This is a genomic window from Curtobacterium sp. MCLR17_054, assembly GCF_003234335.2.
Classification (GTDB): Bacteria; Actinomycetota; Actinomycetes; order Actinomycetales; family Microbacteriaceae; genus Curtobacterium; species Curtobacterium flaccumfaciens.
On the sequence record NZ_CP126263.1, the window covers coordinates 1,649,630 to 1,671,339 of the forward strand.

The 21,710-nt window shown below is 71.3% G+C and carries 20 protein-coding genes and 1 tRNA gene; 9 read left to right on the plus strand and 12 right to left on the minus strand.

Annotated elements, in window-relative coordinates; all coding sequences use genetic code 11:
• Positions 1–2: 2 nt before the first annotated feature.
• Complete coding sequence (locus DEJ08_RS07855; protein ID WP_111055380.1) at positions 3–1,505, minus strand: ArnT family glycosyltransferase; 1,503 nt, start codon at positions 1,503–1,505, stop codon at positions 3–5.
• Between the two features lie 52 nt (positions 1,506–1,557).
• Between DEJ08_RS07855 and DEJ08_RS07860 the strand changes: the two genes are divergently transcribed.
• Complete coding sequence (locus tag DEJ08_RS07860) at positions 1,558–2,046, plus strand: hypothetical protein (RefSeq protein WP_071405350.1); 489 nt, start codon at positions 1,558–1,560, stop codon at positions 2,044–2,046.
• Between the two features lie 70 nt (positions 2,047–2,116).
• Here DEJ08_RS07860 and def read toward each other — a convergent pair whose 3' ends face one another.
• The gene (gene def, locus DEJ08_RS07865) at positions 2,117–2,692 is read right to left on the minus strand and encodes a peptide deformylase (RefSeq protein WP_111055379.1); all 576 of its coding nucleotides are present in this window, start codon (positions 2,690–2,692) and stop codon (positions 2,117–2,119) included.
• Positions 2,693–2,731: 39 nt separating this feature from the next.
• Between def and DEJ08_RS07870 the strand changes: the two genes are divergently transcribed.
• The 6 genes from DEJ08_RS07870 (at position 2,732) to DEJ08_RS07895 (ending at position 7,737) form a co-directional block, all read left to right on the plus strand.
• Complete coding sequence (locus DEJ08_RS07870; protein ID WP_171907811.1) at positions 2,732–3,646, plus strand: DMT family transporter; 915 nt, start codon at positions 2,732–2,734, stop codon at positions 3,644–3,646.
• 158 nt (positions 3,647–3,804) lie between these two features.
• Positions 3,805–5,016, plus strand: a complete 1,212-nt coding sequence (locus DEJ08_RS07875; protein ID WP_111046959.1) for a glycosyltransferase — start codon at positions 3,805–3,807, stop codon at positions 5,014–5,016.
• A gap of 13 nt (positions 5,017–5,029) precedes the next feature.
• A tRNA-Ile gene (locus DEJ08_RS07880) sits at positions 5,030–5,104 on the plus strand.
• 97 nt (positions 5,105–5,201) lie between these two features.
• Positions 5,202–6,236 (plus strand): AI-2E family transporter, encoded by a 1,035-nt coding sequence (locus tag DEJ08_RS07885; RefSeq protein ID WP_309147174.1) that lies wholly within the window; start codon positions 5,202–5,204, stop codon positions 6,234–6,236.
• Complete coding sequence (locus tag DEJ08_RS07890; RefSeq protein WP_111055378.1) at positions 6,233–7,078, plus strand: DUF1684 domain-containing protein; 846 nt, start codon at positions 6,233–6,235, stop codon at positions 7,076–7,078. Before DEJ08_RS07885 ends, DEJ08_RS07890 begins: the two co-directional genes overlap by 4 nt.
• A 179-nt stretch (positions 7,079–7,257) precedes the next feature.
• The gene (locus DEJ08_RS07895) at positions 7,258–7,737 is read left to right on the plus strand and encodes a DUF3145 domain-containing protein (protein WP_081827276.1); all 480 of its coding nucleotides are present in this window, start codon (positions 7,258–7,260) and stop codon (positions 7,735–7,737) included.
• A 241-nt stretch (positions 7,738–7,978) separates the two neighbouring features.
• Here DEJ08_RS07895 and DEJ08_RS07900 read toward each other — a convergent pair whose 3' ends face one another.
• The 6 genes from DEJ08_RS07900 to aceE all read right to left on the minus strand — a co-directional run bounded on the left by DEJ08_RS07900 (position 7,979) and on the right by aceE (position 15,763).
• Positions 7,979–9,223: a beta-ketoacyl-[acyl-carrier-protein] synthase family protein gene (locus DEJ08_RS07900; RefSeq protein WP_027465338.1), complete on the minus strand. Its 1,245-nt coding sequence runs from the start codon at positions 9,221–9,223 to the stop codon at positions 7,979–7,981.
• A gap of 87 nt (positions 9,224–9,310) precedes the next feature.
• Positions 9,311–9,559 (minus strand): acyl carrier protein, encoded by a 249-nt coding sequence (locus DEJ08_RS07905; RefSeq protein ID WP_017886710.1) that lies wholly within the window; start codon positions 9,557–9,559, stop codon positions 9,311–9,313.
• 122 nt (positions 9,560–9,681) lie between these two features.
• Positions 9,682–10,734, minus strand: coding sequence for a beta-ketoacyl-ACP synthase III (locus tag DEJ08_RS07910; RefSeq protein WP_071405345.1), 1,053 nt, complete (start codon positions 10,732–10,734; stop codon positions 9,682–9,684).
• On the minus strand, positions 10,731–11,672 hold the full coding sequence (locus DEJ08_RS07915; RefSeq protein WP_071405344.1) for an ACP S-malonyltransferase: 942 nt from the start codon (positions 11,670–11,672) through the stop codon (positions 10,731–10,733). Before DEJ08_RS07915 ends, DEJ08_RS07910 begins: the two co-directional genes overlap by 4 nt.
• A 112-nt stretch (positions 11,673–11,784) precedes the next feature.
• Complete coding sequence (locus tag DEJ08_RS07920; RefSeq protein ID WP_111055377.1) at positions 11,785–13,011, minus strand: PucR family transcriptional regulator; 1,227 nt, start codon at positions 13,009–13,011, stop codon at positions 11,785–11,787.
• A 7-nt stretch (positions 13,012–13,018) separates the two neighbouring features.
• On the minus strand, positions 13,019–15,763 hold the full coding sequence (aceE, locus tag DEJ08_RS07925) for a pyruvate dehydrogenase (acetyl-transferring), homodimeric type (protein WP_071405343.1): 2,745 nt from the start codon (positions 15,761–15,763) through the stop codon (positions 13,019–13,021).
• A gap of 241 nt (positions 15,764–16,004) precedes the next feature.
• On the opposite strand from aceE, the gene DEJ08_RS07930 reads away from it, so the two are divergent.
• Positions 16,005–16,493 (plus strand): peroxiredoxin, encoded by a 489-nt coding sequence (locus DEJ08_RS07930; RefSeq protein ID WP_111055376.1) that lies wholly within the window; start codon positions 16,005–16,007, stop codon positions 16,491–16,493.
• 56 nt (positions 16,494–16,549) lie between these two features.
• Positions 16,550–17,476, plus strand: coding sequence for an alpha/beta fold hydrolase (locus tag DEJ08_RS07935; RefSeq protein WP_181439058.1), 927 nt, complete (start codon positions 16,550–16,552; stop codon positions 17,474–17,476).
• 173 nt (positions 17,477–17,649) lie between these two features.
• On the opposite strand, the gene DEJ08_RS07940 is transcribed toward DEJ08_RS07935, so the two are convergent.
• Genes DEJ08_RS07940 through DEJ08_RS07955 form a run of 4 tightly spaced genes read right to left on the minus strand, consistent with a single transcriptional unit; the run spans position 17,650 to position 21,672 of the window.
• Positions 17,650–19,236: an alpha/beta fold hydrolase gene (locus DEJ08_RS07940; RefSeq protein WP_111030254.1), complete on the minus strand. Its 1,587-nt coding sequence runs from the start codon at positions 19,234–19,236 to the stop codon at positions 17,650–17,652.
• A complete protein-coding gene (locus tag DEJ08_RS07945; protein ID WP_220035473.1) occupies positions 19,233–20,204 on the minus strand; it encodes an amino acid--[acyl-carrier-protein] ligase in 972 nt (323 codons plus the stop codon). The genes DEJ08_RS07940 and DEJ08_RS07945 overlap by 4 nt, the downstream gene beginning before the upstream one ends.
• A complete protein-coding gene (locus DEJ08_RS07950) occupies positions 20,201–21,376 on the minus strand; it encodes an acyl-CoA dehydrogenase family protein (RefSeq protein ID WP_111055375.1) in 1,176 nt (391 codons plus the stop codon). The genes DEJ08_RS07945 and DEJ08_RS07950 overlap by 4 nt, the downstream gene beginning before the upstream one ends.
• Entirely contained in the window at positions 21,373–21,672 is a 300-nt protein-coding gene (locus tag DEJ08_RS07955) for an acyl carrier protein (RefSeq protein WP_111055374.1), read from the minus strand. The genes DEJ08_RS07950 and DEJ08_RS07955 overlap by 4 nt, the downstream gene beginning before the upstream one ends.
• Positions 21,673–21,710 lie beyond the last annotated feature (38 nt).

A 21,710-nucleotide genomic window follows, 5' to 3' on the forward strand; every position in this document is an offset into this window, starting at 1 on the left:
GGTCAGCGAGCGTCGGGCTCGACCCTGAGCGTGCCGTCCCGGTTGTTGTCCTCGATGATGCCCTGTCGGGGCACGTAGACGTCGAGGTAGTCGAGCCGGAAGTGCTGGAGTTCTGCAGCGTGTTCGTCGAGGAACGTCCGGACCTGCTCGGGCATGGTCCGCCGGGTGTCCGAGCCGACGACGACGGCGTCGAACGGTCCGTTCTCAGGGCGCATGGAGCCACGGTCCCCGAAGTAGATGCGCCAGGTGTTTGCGCTGAACTGGCTGAAGAGGACGCCTTCGGAGTCGTGTCCGCGGACCTTCAGAGCATCCGAGAGCAGAGCGATCCCGCTCGGACGGGTCTGCACGACGGCGACGCCCAGCCGTGCGACGGGGATGAGCAGCGCGGCGACGAGCACTGCGGCCGTGATGCGTCCGACGGGCGGCCGGACGGTCGCCAGCCGCCCGTACCCGATCGCCGCCAAGGCGATGATGAACGGCATCCACGCGTCGTAGTAGTACGGCAGCGAGACGTTGGCGACGATGACGTAGAAGACGAGGAAGACACCGAGGGCGATGCCGAGGTACGCGACCAGGCGGTCCGGTCGGACGACGAGGGCGGCGACCACACCGATGGTCAGGACGGTGAGCAGCAACCAGCCCGTGCCGTCGGCGAGGAAGGCGAAGTTCGCCCACCACGGTGCCGCCGGGTAGATCGTCCCGAGGATGGTCGTCGGGTGCCCGTGGGCGTTCTGCTGCGCCTGGAACCGGAGCATCTGCCCGATGGCCCCGAAGAGCCCGACCGGCAGGTAGACGACCACGAACACGACCACGAACGCGATGCCGCCGTACAGCGCACCGACCCCCAGGTCGCGCCACCGACGGAACAGCAGGGGGAGTGCTCCCACGGCGAGGACGAGCACTGCCGTCGACACCTTCGAGGTCACGGACAGTGCGAGCAGCGCACCCGATGCGGCCACCCACCACCGGTTGCCGGTCCGCATCCAGCGCCAGGCCGCGGCGAGCGAGGCGACGGCGAAGAAGACCATGAGGGGTTCGAGCATCGCGAACCGGTCGATGCGGACACCGATGACCGACCCGGCTTCCGCCCAGGACGAGCCCGAGCCACGCGGCGTCAGCCACCACATCGCCGCCGCGGTCAGGCCGGTCCAGAAGCCGACCTCGCGTCGCAGCCAGAGGAACAGGACGACACCCGTGCCGAGCATCGCGGTCGCAGCCACCAGCCTCGGTCCGAGCGGCCCCTGTCCCACCAGGAGCTGCGCCACGCCGTACACGTACTTCGCGAGCGGCGGGTGCTCGAGGTTGAGCGAGAAGTTCCCGTGCACGTAGGCCCAGCTCGCGCGGAGGTACACGAACTCGTCGTTCACGATGGTCGGACGGCCGAGGTGCCAGTAGGCGACGAACACAGCAGCCAGGGCGACGACCACGAGGGCCGTCGCACGGACGGGGCGGGAGTGCAGGCGGGGGATGAGGACCTCCAGGACAGGGCGATGCCGGACCATCATCGCAGGAGCCGCCGTACGGGTCGTCCGCAGCGCTTGCTGTTAGCGTTCACAGGTGCACCGTTCCCGTTCGCCTCGACTCACGCTCCTGGGCGTCGTCGTCGCCGTGACGGCGGTGCTCACCGGCTGCAGCAGTGTCGGCCCGGACACCGACGCGTCCGAGGACCCGACGAGCTCGGACACCGGCCTGGGCTCGGGCGCGTCGCCCGTGGTCTTCGCGTTCGTCTGCGCCGCCGACGGATCGGACAGCGAGACCTACACCACCTACTCGGCGGTGTGGGAGGCCGAGCGGGCCGACTGCTCGGCGAAGCGCCTGACCGGGTCGGTGCCGTCGAGCCAGCAGCAGGCCGCGGTGGCGGCGGCGCGCGGCGACGCGACCCTCGTCGAGCTCGCGAGCACGTGCGCGGTCCGCGGCTCGGCGCCGTGGACGTCGGCGGTCGCCGACGCGCGCGGTGCGCACGTGGCCGCCGGGCTCCTGCGGTACTGCCCCGGGCACCCGGAGACCGACCGCCTGCGGGACGCATTGGCTGCCTACCGGGGCTGAGCCGGGCCTCTAGGCCGCCCGCCGGACCAGCGACGGGCTGGACGGCACCGGGTGCCGACGCCGACGGGCGTCAGCCCTCGGGGTGGTCGCGACCCGGCAACCAGGACTGGCCGGGGCCGCCCCAGCTGCTCTTGCGGATCGCCTTGGCAACCTGCTTGCCGTACGCGTGCACCAGGCGGTCGGCGTAGAGCCAGCCGTCCAGGTGGTCGTACTCGTGCTGGAAGATCCGGGCCAGCCAGCCGTGCGCCTCGACCTCGAACGGGGTGCCGTGCTCGTCGAAGGCCCGCAGCAGGGCGCCCTCGGAGCGGCGGAGCGGGAACCGCTCGCCCGGGATCGACAGGCAGCCCTCGGACTCCTCGTCCTCGTCGAGCTCCTCGACGGACTCGGGCACCGGGGGCGTGATCCACAGGACGGGGTTCACGGCGGCGCCCCGGTGCAGGACGTCGTCGTCGTCGGTGTAGGAGTACACGAACAGGCGCTTGCCGACACCCACCTGCGGTCCGGCCAGGCCGACGCCCGGTGCCAGGTCCATGGTCTCGAGCATGTCGGCGACGAGGGTGCGGAGGTCGTCATCGAACGCGGTGACCTCGGCTGCACGCTCGTGCAGGACGGGTTCGCCGGTGATGCGGATCGGGAGAACGGCCATTCACCCAGGTTATCCGGCGGGGGACGGTAGCCTCGACGCGTGACGACGGACCTCCAGCTGCCCGACGCCGTGAGCAACCTCACGCCGTTCCAGGCGCTGATGATCCCGGTGGCGCTGATCGGTGCGGTGTTCCTGTCGCTCGGGGCGCAGTTCCAGAGCCGCGGGGTCCAGCGGGTCGAGGCGCGTCTCGGTCGGCAGTCGAAGGGGCTGAGCGTCCGGCACGTCGTCGGGCTCGTCTCGAGTGGCTACTGGGTGCTCGGCACGCTCATGCTCGGCATCGCGGTGGTGCTGCAGCTCATCAGCATCACGTTCGCGCCCCTGATCGTCGTGCAGCCCCTGGGTGCCGTCGCCCTCGTCATCACGACGTGGTTCTCGTCGCGGTCGTCCGGTGTGCCACTCGGTCGCCGTGCCCGGCGGGCCGTGTGGACGTGCATCATCGGTGTCGGCATCTTCGTCGGGATCGCGGCGTTCGTCGGGCACGAGAGCGCGATCACCCGTCAGCAGCTCGTCACCGTGCTGGTGATCCTGGCCGTCGTGCTGGTGCTCGTGCTGGTGTCCTTCCGCCTGGTCGCCAAGCACCGCAGTGCGCTCTACTACATCGTCGGGGCGGGGGTGCTCTACGGGTTCGTGGCGACGCTGGCCAAGGTGGTGCTGAACCGGTTCGTGAACGGCACCTTCGACTGGTTGACCGTGCTCGCCATCGTCGGGGTGGTCGTGGCGGCGTCGCTCGGCGGGTACTTCGTGCAGAACGCGTACTCGAGCGGTTCGGCGGACCTCGTGATCGCGGGGCTGACGGTGATCGACCCGATCGTCGCGGTCGGCATCGGCGTGATCGTGCTCGGCGAGGCCTCGGGGGCGCCGTGGTTCGCGGTCGCGGGCTTCGTGGTGGCCGCGGGCATCGCCATCACCGGGGTGTTCCTGCTCGCCAAGCACCACCCGCAGACCCGGGCCTGACGCCGGCCGGCGCGGGCGACCGGCGCGCACGCGGCGGTGCACTCGCCGCGCACCCCGGGTGGTCGCCGCCCTCATCCGCGCGGCTGACGCGACCGTCGATCCTGGTGCGATAGCGTCACTGCCGACCAGCCATCGCCCACGAGAGGACGAACTCAGCCGTGTCAGGAGACGCCACCACCGCCACCGCCGGACCGACGGAAGCGACGGGCGGTCACCGACCGTTGCGCGTGCTGATCGCAGCGGACACCTTCGCCCCCGACGTCAACGGCGCCGCCACCTTCGCCGAGCAGCTCGCCGTCGGCCTGGCCGAGCGCGGGCACGAGGTGCACGTCGTGGCCCCGGCCTCGAGCCGCCACTACGGCACCTTCGACGAGGAGCACCACGGCGTCACGCTCGTCGTGCACCGCCTGAAGTCGTACAAGTGGCCGCTGCACCCGTGGCTGCGCTTCGTGTGGCCGTGGAGCGTCCGGAAGTGGACCGGACCGATCCTCGACGCCGTCAAGCCCGACGTGCTGCACATCCAGTCGCACGTGGTCATCGGCCGCGGCATCGTGCACGAGGCGAACGACCGCGGCATCCGGGTCATCGCGACGAACCACTTCATGCCGGAGAACCTGCTCGAGTACACGCCGTTCGGCAAGTGGACGCTGCCCCTCGCGCTGAAGATCGCGTGGAGCGACGCCGCCAAGACCTACCGGCTGGCGGACACCATCACGACGCCGACGAACCTGGCCGCCGACTACCTGCGGAAGGCCATCGCCGGCCAGCAGGTCCTCGCGATCTCGTGCGGCATCGACGCGTCCCGGTACGTGGCGCGCGAGGGACGCCCGGTCAACAACGACATCGTCTTCGTGGGCCGTGTGGCCCCCGAGAAGAACCTCGACGTGCTCGTCCGCGCGGTGGCGCTGCTGCCCGCCGAGCTGTCCGCGACGCTGACCATCGTCGGCGACGGCGAGATGATCCCGAAGCTCACCGCATTGGCGAAGGAGCTCGGGCTCGAGGACCGTGTGCGGTTCCTGGGCTTCGTCTCCGACGAGCGCAAGCAGGAGGCCCTGACCAACGCGACGGTGTTCGCGATGCCGTCCACGGCGGAACTGCAGAGCATCTCGTCGCTCGAGGGGATGGCCTCGGGGCTGCCGGTCGTCGCCGCCGACTCGATGGCGCTGCCGCACCTGATCGACGGCAACGGGTACCTGTTCACCCCGGGCGACGTGGACGACCTGGCGGCGAAGCTCACGACGGTGCTCACCGCGTCCGAGTCGGAGTACGTCGCGATGCGGGATCGCAGTCTGACGATGATCGAGGCACACGACATCAACCGCACGCTGTCGACGTTCGAGTCGCTGTATCGTGGTGAGCCGGTGGCCTGAGGGTCTCCGGCGAGGGGCGGTAGCCAAGCTGGTCAAGGCAGTCGGCTCATAACCGAACGATCCGCGGGTTCGAGTCCCGCCCGCCCTACGTGCACATGCCAAGGAAGCGCGACACGTCGCAGGACGACCACGCACCGACACCGAACGTCACTTTCGAGGTGACCCGTGGCGGTACCGGCGTGCGAGTGAACGCCTTCCGCCTCGGGTTCATGGGCGCCATCGGGGTGCTCGTCGCGCTGCTCGCCGGTGCGATCATCAACGAGCTGAGCACGGTGCTGGTCTACATCGGGGTCGCACTGTTCCTGGCGCTCGGCATCGACCCGCTCGTGTCGTTCCTGGAGCGCATCATCCCGCGCTGGTCGGCCATCACGATCGTCGTGGTCGCGGTGCTCGGGGCCTTCGCCGGCATCGTGTTCGCCGTCGTGCCGATCCTGGTGGAGCAGGCGTCCAACCTGATCCAGAACTTCCCCGACATCGTGCAGGACATCTCGCAGCAGCAGTGGGTGCAGGACCTGTCGAAGCAGTTCGCCGGGTCGTTCGACATCGACCACGCCCTGCAGTCGCTGCAGTCGTTCGTCGAGAAGCCGGGCAACCTGCTCAGCGTCGGCGGCGGGATCCTGGCGGTCGGCAGCGGCATCCTGTCCGGGGTCACCGGGGCGCTCATCGTCATCATCCTGATGCTCTACTTCCTCGCGTCGATGCGGGGCATGAAGCGTGCGACGTACCGATTCGTGCCCGCGTCGCGCCGCCAGAACTTCATCGACGTGAGCGAGCAGATCACGCAGGCTGTCGGCCGCTACGTCGTCGGGCAGGTCTCGCAGGCACTGATCAACGGCATCCTGAGCTTCTTCTTCCTGCTCATCATCGGCGCGCCGCTGCCGGTGCTGCTCGCGTCGTTCGCGTTCCTCGGTTCGCTCATCCCGCTCGTCGGCACGCTCGCCGCCGCGATCGTCATCTCGCTGCTCTGCTTCTTCGCGTCGCCGGCCACCGCCCTCGCCGCCGCCATCTACTACCTCGTCTACATGCAGGTCGAGGCCTACCTGATCTCCCCGCGCATCATGTCGCGTGCGGTCCAGGTGCCCGGCGCGCTCGTGGTCATCGCGGCGGTCGCGGGCGGCACGATCGGCGGAGTGCTCGGCGCACTCGTGGCGCTGCCCGTCGCGGCGTCGGTCATCATCATCGTGCAGAAGGTCATCTACCCCCGCCAGGAGCAGGCGTGACGAGCGGCACCGGCGCACCGGACGACGCGGTCGTCGCCGCCTTCGCCGAGCACGTCCACGATCGTGACCGCTGGGCGCGCAGTGCCCGTGGGCCGCTCGCCCTGGTGAACGCCCAGCACGTCGACCACCCGCAGCCGGTCTGGCCGGTCCCCGGGACGTGGGCCCCGGCCGTCGGCGGACTCACCGTGACGGCCGAGGCCTCCGACGGTGTCGTCGTCGACGGCGTCCCGGTCGACGGTACGGTCCTGGTGGCCGGGGACACCGCCGTCGTGCCGTCGACCGTCGCGCTGCCGGACGGCTTCGCCGGCACCGTCAGCGGCGACACCCTGCGCGTCTGGGACCCGTCGTCCGAGGCGATCGCCCGCTTCGCGCAGATCGCCCGCTTCGCGTGGTCCGGAGACTGGGTGACGTCCGGCACGTACGTCCCGCTGGTGGGAGACGACCTGGAGGCCCGTGGCAGCGTCCGCGACGCCGCCGGCGACGCCCTGCCGGTCGCCGGGCACGTCGAGACCGTCGTGGGTAGTGCCACGGTGCGGTTCGTCGCCGTCCGGTCGGCTGCCCACCGCGGAGCCCCGCGGCTGCAGCTCATCGTGCAGGACGCCACGAGCGCCCTGCCGGAGGACGACCCGGGCAGCACCTACTCGATGGGTCGGTTCCTGTACCTCGACGACCCCGGCGCCGAGTCCACGGTCGAGCTCGACTGGAACCTGCTGGTCCTGCCGCCGTGCGCGTTCTCGTACCAGTACGCGTGCCCGATCCCACCGGAGGACAACCGCGTCCCGGTGCCGATCACGGCGGGGGAGCGACACCCGGTCGACGCCAACGGTGCCGTCCTGCACTGATCGGGGTCGGTTCCTTGCCGTTCCCAGCCGCGGCGCTGCATAATGGGCGTGTCCCGTCGGGACATCACAATCGCATACCGATGGTTCCGTGGCCCCTCGGGTCAGGATCCTCCGCACCAGGTCGATGGGGAAGTCGCACCTGACGTATCGGAGGAACCGTGAACGGAACGACGACAGGAGTGCTCTACGTGCACTCCTCACCCCGCGCGCTCTGCCCGCACGTCGAATGGGCAGCAGGTCGCGCAATGAACCGCGCCGTGAACTTCTCGTGGCTCGACCAGCCCGCACAGGACGGTGCGCGCCGGACCGAGTACACGTGGACCGGTGCGGTGGGCGCCGGTGCCGCGATCGCGTCGGCCCTGCGCGGGTGGGAACACCTGCGGTACGAGGTCACCGAGGAGCCGACGAGCGCCTCGGACGGCGGCCGCTGGATGCACACGCCCGACCTCGGGGTGTTCTACGCGCAGACCGACGTCACGGGCAACATGGTCATCCCCGAGGACCGGGTGCGCTACGCGATGGAGGTCGCGGGCAGCAACGCCCTCGAACTGCACCGTGAGCTCCGGCTTGCCCTCGGGCAGGCCTGGGACGACGAGCTCGAGCCCTTCCGCCACGCGGCCGAGGGCAACCCGGTCGTCTGGCTGCACCGCGTCGGCTGACCCGACACGCAACACGCCGGCGTCTCGGGTGCGCCGGACGCCGACGTCGGGTGCGCAACACGCCGGCGTGCTGTCCTGACGCCGCCGAAGACTCGAGACGCCGCCGAATACGGCGGCGTCTCGTCGTTTCCGGGGCGCCTCAGCGACACGACGGCGTGTTGCCGGGACTCCAGCCGGCCACCGGAACGACGGAAGCCCGCCCCGACGACGCGGGACGGGCCTCCTGGCAGGGTGGGACGGATCAGACGCTACGGAACGCGACCACGGCGTTGTGGCCGCCGAAGCCGAACGAGTTGCTGACCGCGAGCAGGTCACCCTCGGGCAGTGCGCGCGGCTCGCGGGCCACGTCCATGACGATCTCCGGGTCCTGGTCGTGCAGGTTGATCGTCGGCGGGGCGACGCGGTTGTGCAGCGCGAGGACGGTGAAGACCGCCTCGATCGCACCGGCACCACCGAGCAGGTGGCCCGTCGAGGCCTTGGTCGCGGACACCACGACGTCGTCCAGGTGGTCGCCGAAGACCCGACGCATCGCGTGGTACTCGGCGACGTCCCCGACGGGGGTCGAGGTGGCGTGCGCGTTGACGTGCACGACGTCCTCGATGCTCGCGTCGGCGTGCTCGAGGGCCTGCAGGACCGCACGGGCGGCGGCGCTGCCCTCGGGGTCCGGCGCGGTGATGTGGAAGGCGTCCGAGGTGATGCCGGAGCCGGCGACCTCGGCGTAGATCGTCGCACCGCGGGCTTCCGCGTGCTCCTTCGACTCGAGGATGAGCGCCGCAGCGCCGTCACCGAGCACGAAGCCGTCACGCGTCACGTCGTACGGACGCGACGCGGTCTCGGGGGAGTCGTTCCGGCGCGACAGGGCCTGCATGGCGGCGAACGCGGCCAGCGGGAGCGGGTGCAGCGCGGCCTCGGCGCCACCGGTGATGACGATGTCGGCGTCGCCGTCGGCGATGTGCCGGTACGCCTCGGCCAGCGACTCGGTCGAGGACGCGCAGGCGGACAGGTAGGTGCGGGCACCACCACGGGCGCCGAACTCCATCTCGATGGCGGCGGCGGGGCCGTTCGCCATGAGCATCGGGACCGTCATCGGCAGGACGCGACGCGGACCCTTCTCGCGCAGGGTGTCCCAGGCGTCGAGCAGCGTGTTCACGCCGCCGATGCCGGTCGCCCAGTCGACGATGAGGCGCTCGGGCACGACCGACTCGTCGTCGATGCCGGCGTCGGCCCAGGCCTCGCGCGCCGCGACGAGCGACAGCTGCGACGAGGGGTCGAGGCGCTTCGACTCGGGGCGGGTGAGCTGGTCGGTGAGGAACCGGCGCGCCTGGCCGGCGAACTCCACGGGGAGTTCGAGCTCGGCGTAGCGGGGGTCCTCGATACGGGTGATGCCGGACTTGCCGGCGAGCAGCGCGTCCCAGGTGTCCGGGGCGGTCGCGGCGAGGGGTGAGATCGCACCGATCCCGGTGACGACGACGGTCTTCTTGGTCATGGGACGACGTGCTCTTTCGTTGGGGTGAACAAGATGAGCGCCACGGCCCGCAGGGGTCCGCGGGCCGCGGCGCTCAGGAAGCTCGTGTCAGGCCTGGGCCTTGACGATGTAGTCGACCGCGTTGCCCACGGTCTTGAGGTTCTTGACCTCTTCGTCCGGGATCTTCACGTCGAACTTCTCCTCGGCGTTGACCACGATGGTCATCATCGAGATGGAGTCGATGTCGAGGTCGTCCGTGAAGGACTTGTCGGCGGCGACGGTGTCGGTGGCGATACCGGTCTCGTCGTTGATCAGCTCGGCCAGGCCGGCGAGGACTTCTTCGTTGGACAGGGCCATGAGTGTTCTCCTTGAAGGGGGGTGTCGTTTGACCGTTGACCAGCCTAGGGCACGCGGGGTCCGGGTGCGCGGAGGCTCGTCGGGATGGGGACCGGGCGCGCGGTTGCGCGACCGGACGGGGATCAGGGGAGGACGACCACCTGGGCACCGAACACGAGTCCGGCGCCGAAGCCGATCTGCAGGGCGAGGCCGCCCGACAGGTCCGGGTGCTCCTCGAGCAGGCGGTGCGTGGCGAGCGGGATGCTCGCGGCGGAGGTGTTGCCGGTGGTGGTGATGTCGCGGGCGATCGTCACCGTCTCGGGCAGGCCGAGCTGCTTGGCGAACTCGTCGATGATGCGGATGTTCGCCTGGTGCGGCACGAACGCGGCGAGGTCCTCGGGGCGGACGCCGGCGGTCTCGAGCGCCTGGCGGGCGACCTTGACCATCTCCCAGACGGCCCAGCGGAACACCGTCTGGCCGGCCTGGCGCATGGTCGGACGGGGGGCCCCGGCCTCCCACTCGTTGTAGGTCGCGGTCATGCCGATGGCGTCCCACTTCGAGCCGTCGGAACCCCAGATGGTGGGGGCGATGCCCGGGAAGTCGCTCGGGCCGATCACGGCGGCGCCGGCACCGTCCCCGAGCAGGAACGAGATCGAGCGGTCGGTCGGGTCGACGACGTCGCTGAGCTTCTCGGCCCCGACGACCAGCACGTGGTCGGCGAGTCCGGACTTGATGAACGAGTCGGCCTGGGCGATCCCGTAGGCGTACCCGGCACAGGCGGCACTGATGTCGTACGCGGCGGCCGGGGTGGCGCCGATGCGCTCGGCGAGCAGCGACGCCATCGACGGGGTCGCGACGGTGTGCGTGACGGTGCTCACGAGCACGACGCCGATCTGGGACGGCTCGATGCCGGCCTTCTCGATGGCCTCGCGTGCGGCGGCCTCGGCGAGGTCGACGGCCTCGACGTCCTTGCCCGCGCGCTTGCGGGTGATGATGCCGGTGCGCTGGCGGATCCACTCGTCGGACGAGTCGATCGGGCCGACGAGGTCGTCGTTCGGCACGACGTTCTCGCCGCGGGCGGCGCCGAACGCCAGGATCCGGGTGAACTCGTGGCCGCGGCGCTGCTGGAGCAGCGGGCGCGCGGATCCGGTCGGGAGGCCCGTGGGGGCGTCCGTCGGGGTGGTCGGGTCGGTCATGCGGTTGCGTCTGCTTCCTGGCCCGCGCGCTGCAGCAGGTCGATCGCTGCAGGCAGGTCGTCGGGGGTCTTGATGGCGACGGTCGGCGTGCCGCGGAGGCCGCGCTTCGCCAGGCCGACGAGGGCACCGGCGGGTGCGAGCTCGATGATGCCGGTCACGCCGGCGGCGGAGAAGGACTCCATGACCGCGTCCCAGTGCACGGGGCTCGCGATCTGCTGGACCATGAGGTCGACAAAGCGGCGCCCGTCGTCGACGCGGGAGCCGTCGGCGTTGGTCCAGATCGGCAGGGTCGGGTCCTGCACGGTGGCGGCGGCCGCGACCGGGGCGACCCGCTCGACGGCGGGGGCCATGTACCGGGTGTGGAACGCACCGGCCACGGCGAGCGGGATCACCCGGGCCTTGGCGGGCGGGTCGGCGGCGAGGGCCGCGATGGCGTCTGCGGCACCGGCGACGACGGTCTGGCCGCCACCGTTGTGGTTCGCGGGCACCAGGCCGTGCTCGGCGAGGGCTGCGGCCACCGCGTCGGCGTCGCCACCGAGGACGGCGGCCATCGAGGTCGGCTCGAGCGCTGCGGCGTCCGCCATGGCCCGGCCGCGCTCGGCGACCAGGGCGACGGCGTCGGTCGGCTCGAGGATCCCGGCGACCGCGGCGGCGGTGAACTCGCCCACCGAGTGTCCGGCGACCCCGCCCACCAGCGCACGACGGCCCTCGGCGAGCAGTGCGTCGGCGGTCACCAGGCCGGCGGCCACGATGAGGGGCTGTGCGAGCGCGGTGTCCTTGATGGTGTCCGCGTCGGAGTTCGTGCCGTGCTCGGCGAGGTCGACGCCGATCGACTCCGACCACTGCCCGACTCGTTCACGAACGGTGGCGTCCTCGAGCCAGGGGGCGAGGAAGCCGGGGGTCTGGGAGCCCTGTCCGGGCGCGACGACGACGATCACCGGACAATCCTCGCGTTCTCGTCCCGCGGGGCCCGTGTGGACTTCCCACACGAATCCCCGCGAGACATTGTCGGTTCTCTACCGTCCGGAGCGCTCTACCGTCCGGAGCGCTCTAGCGTCGGGGCGTGATGCGGCGACGGCCGGTCGCGGACTCGGACATCGCGCCGAGGATGAGCGCCGACTGCACGATCAGGGCGTCCCGGGCGTGCGTGGCGTCCCACCCGATGATGTCGGCGACCCGGCGCAGGCGGTAGCGCACGGTGTTCGGGTGCACGAAGAGCTCGCGCGCCGTGGCCTCGAGCGACCGGCCGGTGTCCAGGTAGCACCACAGCGTCTGCAGGAGCTCGGTGGACTGGTCCTTGAGCGGGACGTAGATGCGCTGCACCAGGGCCGACCGGGCGAGCGGGTCGCCGGCCAGGGCCCGTTCGGGCAGCAGGTCGTCGGCGAGGGCCGGGCGGGGCACGCCGCGCCAGGCACGCGCGACGGCGAACCCGGCGAGGGCGGCCTTCGCGCTGGTCGAGGCGTCGACGACCCCGGGGACCTCGTTGCCGAGCACCAGGTGCCCCTCGCCGAACAGTGGTTCGAGGGCCTGCGCGATGGTCGTGAAGGAGGCGGGCTCCTCGCCCTCGGGAACGTCGTCGCGCGGGGTGGCGCGGCCGATCACCACGACGAGCCGCGACCCCTGGACCCCGACGAGCACGTCGGCGTCCATGTGCCGTGCGGTCCGCCGGACCTGGTCGACCTCGAGCTGCTTCGGCGCGGTGCCGACGAGCACCGCGACCTCGCCGTGGCCGTGCCACCCGAGGGCGGCGATGCGGGAGGGCAGTTCGTCGTCGTACTCGCCGGAGAGGATCGAGTCGACCACGAGCGCTTCGAGCCGGGCGTCCCACAGACCGCGGGCCTCGGCCGCGCGAGCGTAGACGTCGGCGGCGGCGAACGCGATGTCGCGGGAGTACTTGAGGATCGCCTCCTGCAGCATCTCGTCGTCGGCGGCGCGTTCCTCGACCACGGTCACCACGACGCGGATGAGCTGCAGGGTCTGCTGCAGGCTCACCGAGCGCAGGAGCTCCCGCGGGGCGGACCCGAAGACGTCGGCCGCGGCGATCCACGGCGTCGACGCGGTGCCCTCGAGCCAGCTGATGAACGAGGTGATGCCCGCCTGGGCGACGAGGCCCACGGCGGAGCGGCGCCCCGGGGGCATCTCGCTGTACCAGGGGAGCGTGTCCTCGAGCCGCTTGATCGTGGCGGTGGAGAGTTCTCCGGACACCTGACGGAGCCAGGAGAGCGCACGCTCGCGCGCGCTCTCCTGGCTCTCGTGGTCCGGGCGGACCGTCGTCACGGGTTGATCAGCTCTCGCCGCCCGCGCTGCCGGTGGTGCCGGCGGTCACGTCGTGCAGGCGGTACTTGTCGATCGCCTGCTGGACGAGCGCGCCGTCGACCTTGCCCTGGCGGGCGAGCTGCTGCAGCGTCCGGACGACGACCGAGGGGCCGTCGATGTGGAAGAAGCGGCGAGCGGCCGGACGGGTGTCCGAGAAGCCGAAGCCGTCGGCGCCGAGCGTGGCGTAGTCGGTCGGCACGAACGGGCGGATCTGCTCCTGCACCAGGTGCATGAAGTCGCTCACGGCGACGACCGGGCCCTCGGTGCCGAGCAGGCGCTCGGTGACGAACGGCGTGCGGGCCGGCTCGTTCGGGTTGAGGAACGCCTGCTGCTCGGCGGCCACACCGTCGCGGTACAGCTCACCCCAGCTCGTGACGCTCCACACGTCGGCCGACACGCCCCAGTCCTCGGCGAGGAGCTGCTGCGCCTCGAGGATCCACGGCACGGCGACACCGGACGCGAGCAGCTGGGCCTTCGGACCGTCGTGCTCGCTCGCCTTGAGCAGGTACATCCCCTTGAGGATGCCCTCGACGTCGACGCCCTCGGGTTCGGCCGGCTGCACCAGCGGCTCGTTGTAGACCGTCAGGTAGTACATGACGTTCGGGTCGGCGTGCTTCGGCGAGCCGTCCTCGTTCGTGCCGTACATGCGGTCGAGGCCGGCCTTGACGATGTGGCCGATCTCGTAGCCGTACGCCGGGTCGTACGAGACGACGGCCGGGTTCGTCGTGGCGAGGAGCGGCGAGTGACCGTCCGCGTGCTGCAGGCCCTCGCCCGTCAGCGTGGTGCGGCCGGCGGTCGCGCCGATCATGAAGCCACGGGTCATCTGGTCGCCGGCGGCCCAGATGGCGTCGCCGGTGCGCTGGAACCCGAACATCGAGTAGAAGACGTAGACCGGGATGAGCGGCTCGCCCTGCGTCGAGTACGAGGTACCGACCGCGGTGAAGGCCGCGAGGGCGCCCGCCTCGTTGATGCCGACGTGGATGATCTGGCCCTGCGGGCTCTCCTTGTAGGCCAAGAGGAGTTCGCGGTCGACCGACGTGTAGTGCTGGCCGTTCGGGTTGTAGATCTTCGCCGACGGGAAGTAGGCGTCCATGCCGAACGTGCGTGCTTCGTCCGGGATGATCGGGACCACGCGGTCGCCGAAGTCGGGCGAGCGCAGCAGGTCCTTCAGCAGGCGTGCGAACGCCATGGTGGTGGCGACCTCCTGCTTGCCGGAGCCCTTCTTGACGACCTGGTACTTCGAGTCGTCCGGCAGCGTGAACTGCGTGTACTTCGTGCGACGTTCCGGCACGTAGCCACCGAGCGCGCGACGACGCTCGTGCATGTACTGGATCGCCTCGTCGTCGTTGCCCGGGTGGTAGTACGGCGGCGTGTAGGGGTTCTCTTCGAGCTGCGCGTCGGAGATCGGGATGCGCATCTCGTCGCGGAACTGCTTGAGGTTGTCGAGCGTGAGCTTCTTCATCTGGTGGGTCGCGTTGCGGCCCTCGAAGCTCGGGCCGAGGCCGTAGCCCTTGACCGTCTTCGCCAGGATGACGGTCGGCTGGCCCTTGTGCTCGGTCGCGGCCTTGAACGCGGCGTAGACCTTGCGGTAGTCGTGGCCACCGCGCTTGAGGTTCCAGATCTGGTCGTCGGTGTAGTCCTTGACGAGCTCGAGCGCCTTCGGGTCGCGCCCGAAGAAGTTCTCGCGCACGTACGCACCGTTCTCGGCCTTGTACGTCTGGTAGTCGCCGTCCGGCGTCTGGTTCATCAGGTTGAGGAGCGCGCCCTCGGTGTCGCGGGCGAGCAGGTCGTCCCACTCGCGGCCCCAGACGACCTTGATGACGTTCCAGCCCGCACCGCGGAAGAACGCCTCGAGCTCCTGGATGATCTTGCCGTTGCCACGGACCGGACCGTCGAGTCGCTGCAGGTTGCAGTTGATGACGAAGTTCAGGTTGTCGAGGCCGTCGTTCGCGGCGACCTGGAGCTGCCCGCGGGACTCGACCTCGTCCATCTCGCCGTCGCCCAGGAACGCCCAGACCTGCTGGTCCATGGCGTCCTTGATGCCGCGGTTCGACAGGTACTTGGCCTGCTGCGCCTGGTAGATCGCGTTGATCGGGCCGATGCCCATCGACACGGTCGGGAACTGCCAGAAGTGCGGCATGAGGCGCGGGTGCGGGTACGACGACAGGCCGCCGCCGGCGTGCGACTTCTCCTGCCGGAACCCGTCGAGCTGGTCCTCGGAGAGGCGACCTTCCATGTACGCGCGGGCGTACATGCCGGGGGAGGCGTGGCCCTGGAAGAAGACCTGGTCGCCACCGGAGGGGTGGTCCTGCGCACGGAAGAAGTGGTTGTAACCGACCTCGTACATCGCGGCGCTCGACGCGTACGTCGAGATGTGGCCGCCGACCCCGATGCCGGGACGCTGTGCGCGGTGCACCGTGATGGCCGCGTTCCAGCGGATCCAGCGGCGGTACCGGCGCTCCAGCTCTTCGTCGCCGGGGAACTCCGGCTCGTTCTCCGGCGCGATGGTGTTCACGTAGTCCGTCGTCGGGACCATCGGCACACCGAGGTGCAGTTCCTTGGACCGCTTGAGCAGGCTCAGCATGATCTCGCGACCGCGCTGGTGTCCGTGGGTCTGGACCAGCCCGTCGAGGGACTCACGCCATTCGGCGGTCTCCTGCGGATCCTGGTCGTTCGCCCCGGCGCTGTACGGGTCCTGGTCGTTCACCGTCACCCTTGACCTCGTTCGTTCTCGTGGTGGTGGACATGGTGGCTCCGGTGGTCGGGTCGCGACCGGCTGGGGCCCCGTCCACTCTAGGCCCCAGGACCGACGCTGATGCTGATGGTGACGTGCAGGTGGACGGGTGCTTGCATTCGCGTGTCGTCGGCGTAGCATGGCCGATCGTGCACACGCGATCCGCGGCGCACGGACCCGACGGGCACACCCCACGCCCGAGGAAGAAGCACACGTAGCGATGGCACTGGAGATCGGCTCACTCGCGCCGGACTTCGAGCTCCCGAACCAGTTCGGTGAGCACGTCCGACTCAGCGACTTCCGTGGCAACCGCCCGGTCGCACTCGTCTTCTTCCCGCTGGCGTTCTCGTCCGGGTGCACGAACGAGCTCTGCACCCTGCAGGACAACATCACGATGTTCCAGGACCAGCGCATCGAGCTGCTCGGCATCTCGGTCGACTCGAAGGCGACGCTCCGGTCGTTCGCCGAGACGCACGGCTACGACTTCGAGCTGCTCGCCGACTTCTGGCCGCACGGCGCGGTCTCGAAGGAGTACGGCGTGTTCCTCGAGAACAAGGGCTTCGCCACCCGCGCGACCTTCGTCATCGACGTGCAGGGCCGCATCAAGGCCTCGATCATCACCGAGCCCGGCCTGCAGCGCGACGTCGCCGAGTACAAGGCGGCCCTCGACCGGCTCGCCGCCTGTTCGGCACCCGTCCCCGTCGGCTAGCGTTCCGAATCCCTCCTGACGGACGCGTCCGCGTCGACGGTCGGACAGGAGGCCCGGTGCACGCCATCGACACCGACCCGCGTGGTCACGGGGTCACCGCTGATGCGTACGCCCCGTACCCGGTGCGCGTCACGCCCGGCGCCTGGGGGCTGACCCGCACGGTCGTGGAGGCCCCGACCGGGCCCGTCGTGGTGAACCACCGCGCCGGCCCGGACCCACTCCTGCTGCTGCACGGCGTCGCCGGCTCCTGGTCGACGTGGACGCCGTTGCTGCGCGCCGCGGACGGGATCGGGGACCGCGGGCTGGTGCTCGTCGACCTGCCCGGCTGGGGGTCATCGCCGGCTCCCGACGGTCCGCTCGGGCTCGACGCCGTCACAGGTGCCGTGTCGGCGGTCCTCGGTGCGCTGGGCCTCGGCGCGGTCGACGTGGTCGGGCACTCCATGGGAGCGTTCGTCGGGTTGCACCTGGCGGTGGTGGCGCCCGAGCGGGTGCGGTCGCTCGCCCTGGTGTCCGGCACCACGGTCGCGACCGCCGGTGCGGCTCGGCACCCGGTGCGGGCGCTCGGCACCCTGCCGGCGTTCACCCTGCTGCGTGCGGGCCTCACGGTGACCGGTGGCGCCGCTCGTCCGCTGCTCCGGTGGATCGCGCGGATCGGTCTGTTGCCGCTCGTCGCGGCGCCGGTGTTCACACACGTTCGACGCCTGGACCCGAGCGTGCTCGAGGCCTTCGTCGAGGAGCTCCGGCCGGAGCAGTTCACCGAGGCAGCACGGTCGGCGGCTGCGTACGACGTCGACCGGTGGCGCGTGATCACCTGCCCGGTGACGGCGATCGCCGGGCGCGACGACGTGTTCGCCCGCGTCTCGGACCTCGAGGCGCTGCGGGCGCTCGTGCCGCAGGTCCGGACGGTGCTGCTCGACGACTGCGGGCACTTCGCCCACGTCGAGCGTCCCGACGCCGTCGCCAGGACACTCGCCCTCGTCTGACCCGAAGTGGATGCGCGTGCATCGGGCGACACCCCACGAGTCGTTCGACACGTGGATCGTCGGAACATGCGCCCGCATCGGATGCGCGTGCATCGGGCGACACCCCACGAGTCGTTCGACACGTGGATCGTCGGAACATGCACCCGCACGGACCGTCCGCCTGGGCGGGCGCGTCAGGTGTGGACGGGGAACGTCGCCGCGACGCGGGAGCGCACCTCGGCGACGACGGCCTCGCGCATCGTCGGGGAGAACAGCGAGTGGTCGCCGTCCTCGACGCGGACGACGGACACCGATCCGCGGCGGTCGTCGCCGGGCCAGCGCCGGACGGCCTTCTGCCCACCGAGTCGGTCGAACAGGGCGGCGTCCTCGGGAGCGACGATCACGACGACGTCGGTGCCGTGCTCGACGAGCGGGCGGACGTGGCCGACGACCCCGCCCATCCGGTCGCGACGGGCGATCCGGTCGCGGACGGCCTTCGGCACGAAGCGGTTGTAGCGTTCACGCACCCACATCCGTGCGGGCGACGGGGCGTCGATGGCCCGGACCCCGTCGGCGTACGAGCCGGGCTCGGCCGGGACGCGACGGTAGTCGTTCGGGCTGATCTCGACGACCAGGCGCGGGGCCTCCTCGACGGCGCGGCCCGCGACCCAGGCGCCGGCGCACATGCCGACGAGCACGAGCCGGTCCGAGGGGGTGGCGAGTGCGGTGACGACGGCGGACTGGTCCTCCACCCACTCCTGCGCGAACAGGAAGCTCCGCTCGTCCTCGTGCACGCCGGTGCTCTCGCCGGTGGCACGACGGTCGACCCGGACGACCCGGGCGCCGTCGCGGGCGAGGGCGCGGGCGAGTTCGACCTGGTAGTCGGTGGCCCCCACGCGGTGTTCGGCGCCGCCGCTGTGGAGCACGACGACGGGGGCGTCGTGGTGCTGGGCGGACGAGACGGTCTCGATCCCGAACAGGCCCTGAACGCCGAGGTGGACGATGCGCTCCGACACGCGGCCGTCGACGTCGAGGACCTCGTCGAGGACGGGGGTGCGGACGGGCACCGCAGTCTCAGGTGCCCAGGTGTCGAGCCAGGCCACGACGGTGTCGACGGCGGCTCCGGGGATGCGGGCGTGGATGCTCGTGCCGTCGAGGAGCTCGGCGCTGCCGGTGACCTCGGTCACCTCGACGCCACCGAGCGGCTTCGGCGGCCGGGCACCCGGACGGACGAGCGCGACGGTGGGCCCGGTGCGCGGGGCGAAGGCGAGGTCCGCGAGTGCGGCGGCCTCGTCCGGCTCGACGTCGAACCCGATCAGGCTCTCGACGCCGTCGACCACGCGGTCGGCGCCGATCGTGATGGTCGCGAGGGCGCGCTGCCGGCGGAGCCACCCCTTCCCCGAGGCCGGTGCGTCCCAGACGACGAGGCCGTCGGTGTCCGCGGCCGCGTTCGCCGCGACGAGGGCCGCCGAGGCCAGCCCGACGAAGGCGACGTGCTGCACCCCCGTCGTGCGGAGCACGGCGGCAGCGTGGCGTGCGGACCGGACCTGCGCGTCGGGCGCGGTGTCGGGTGCGCCGTCACCACGTCCGGACGGGTCGTAGCGCACCGAGGCGATGCCACGGGCCTCCAGGCGGTCGGCCAGCAGACGGAGCGTGCGGTACGCGATGACGCCCTCCTGCCCGAGCGGCGGGCAGATCACGACGCCGGCGCGCGCGGCGGCGGGGAGCTGGACCGCTGCGCGGATCGCCGGCGATCCGGACCAGCCGTGCAGCGTGGTCACAGGGCGAGGGCGGCGCGGGCGGACGCCGGCCAGGCGTCGAGGTCCGTGCCGTGGGCGGCGAACAGGGCGATGGTGATGCGCTCCAGGCCGAACGCGATGCAGGCGCTGTGCGCGACCTCTCCGTCCTCGGTGCGGAGGCCGAACGAGGTGCCGAAGTGGTCCTCGTGCAGGTTCGCGGAGCTGATCGCGGTGGCGTCGTGGTCGGGGCCGTAGACCTTCGTCACGAACTCGAACTTGAGCGCCTGCTCGACCTGGTTGCGGGCGAGCATCTGCCCGACGCGGCCGAAGAAGGGGTCGTTGGCGGGGACGACGTCGATCTCGAGCCCGAACGACTCGAGCAGCGCGCGCATCACCGGGATGCTGCCGTCGCGGTGGGCCGCTGCGGACGCGGGGGTGCCGACGTGCACGAACTCGTGCATGTGGAACGCCTGCAGGCGCATCGGGTCGAGCGAGGGCTCCCGGCGGAAAGAGTCGCCGAGGACGTCGAAGAACCGGCCCTGCTGCGGCACGGTGTCGCCGATCAGGCCGTAGACCGGGTGGCAGACCGCGGGGGTGAGCATGAGGTCGGCCGGCTCGAGGAACCCCTCCCAGCGCTCACCGCGCTCGCGGGCGGCGAGCAGTGCGCGGTGGGTGCGGTCGTCGCCGGTGAACCCGGAGATCGACGCGGCGAGGTCCGGGAACGACGCGATGTAGTCGGTGCGCTCGAAGGACGCGAGCGGCTCGACCGGCGGGAAGCGCAGGACCTCGGCGCCGAGGTGCTGCTGGCTGCGCACCGCTGCGGCATCGACCGCGGCGTACACGCGCTCGAAGACCCCGGTGCGGCCGTAGAGGCCGGGCGTGCCGAGGTCGAGGAGGACGCCGTCGGTGAGCAGGCGGGCGCGGAGGGCGGCGCGAGCGGCGTCGAGCGCGGCGGCGGTGTCCGCGGTGGTGGTGTCGGTGGTGTGCGTGGTGGTGTCCGTGATGGTCACAGGATCACTCCCGTCATGATGGCCAGGTCGGCGTCGTTCTTGAGGAGACGGTCGTTGCTCACCATGACGGCGGCCCCGTGGGCGTCTCGGAGGTGTCGGGCGATGCTCATCGGACCCGAGGCGGCGTAGCCCGCGATCCCGACGATGCGCAGCGCCTTCGTGACGATGTCGGTGACGCGCTCGGACGCACCGATCTTCAGGGCGTTCGCGGCGAGGGCGTACGCGCTCGAGGCCAGCACGTCCGGGTCGTCGGCGGCGGCGTCGAACCGTTCGGCGGCGTGGCGCACCGAGTCGGCCAGGGCCTGCAGGTCGACCAGGAGCTCGGCGAGCCGGAGGGCACCGGGCGGGGTCGTCCCGACGGCGGCGCGGGCCTGCTTCCGGACGGCGCTGCGGGCACGTTCGGCGGACGAGACCGCGATGCCGAGCCAGACCGAGGCCCAGAGCACGTGCGACACCGGCAGGACCGTCTGGGCGGAGATCGCGGCGTAGTCGTCGCGGAACACCCGGTCGGTCGTCGTCTCGGTGTCGAGGATCCACCCGTTGCTGCACGTGCCGCGGAGCCCCATGGTGTCCCAGGTGGACGTCTGCGACAGGACCATCGTGTCGGTGCGGCAGATGAGCAGTCGCTGGTCCGACGCCGGGGCGTCCGGGCCGCGGCGGGCGGTGACGAACACCGCGTCGGCCTCGGTGGCGTACGAGATCACCGGCGCGTCCTTGCGCAGGCGGATCCGGCCGTCGTCGGTCGGCTCGATGGAGCAGGTGGACCGCCGCGCGTCGCCGCCGACGCCGCGCTCGGTGGTGGCCGACGCGACGAGTGCCCCGCCCCGGACGGCCTCGATCGTCTCGAGCACGCCGGCACCGTCGCCGCCGTGCCGCCAGAGCGCCATGACCTGGCCCTGGTGCATCGCGAACACCATGCCGGTCGCGGCGCAGGCCCGGCCGAGTTCGGTCGCGATCGCGGAGAGCTCCGCCACGGAGGCACCCTCGCCACCGTGCTCGGTCGGCACCGCTGCCGCGAGCAGGCCGTACTCCCGCATCGCGGCGATGGCCTCGCGCGGGGGTCGGGCGTCGCGGTCGACCTCGTCGGCGAACTGTGCGGCGACCTCGGCCACCGCGCTCGCACGCTCGGCGAAGCGGTCGACGACCGACGGTGCCGGCAGGACCAGGGTCACGAGGCGAGCTCCGCGGCGAGCTCCGCCGCGGCGACGATCGACTCGACGCTCGCGAAGGTGGATCGGTTCAGCACGGAGTCGGGGAACTCGACGTCGAGGTCCGACTCCACCGCGAGCATCACGTTGACGGTGGCGTGCGAGGTCAGGCCGAGGGCGTAGAGGTCGGCGATCGACGCGACGTCCCACGCGTCGACCGTCAGCCGGCCGTGCTCGGCGAGAGCGCGACGGACGGCCCGGTCGGTGGCCGGGTCGGCGATCGTCGCGGTGGTGCTGGAGGGGTTCGGGTCCTGTTCCATGACTGCAACCGTAAAGAGGAACGGCCCTCGGGAAACCG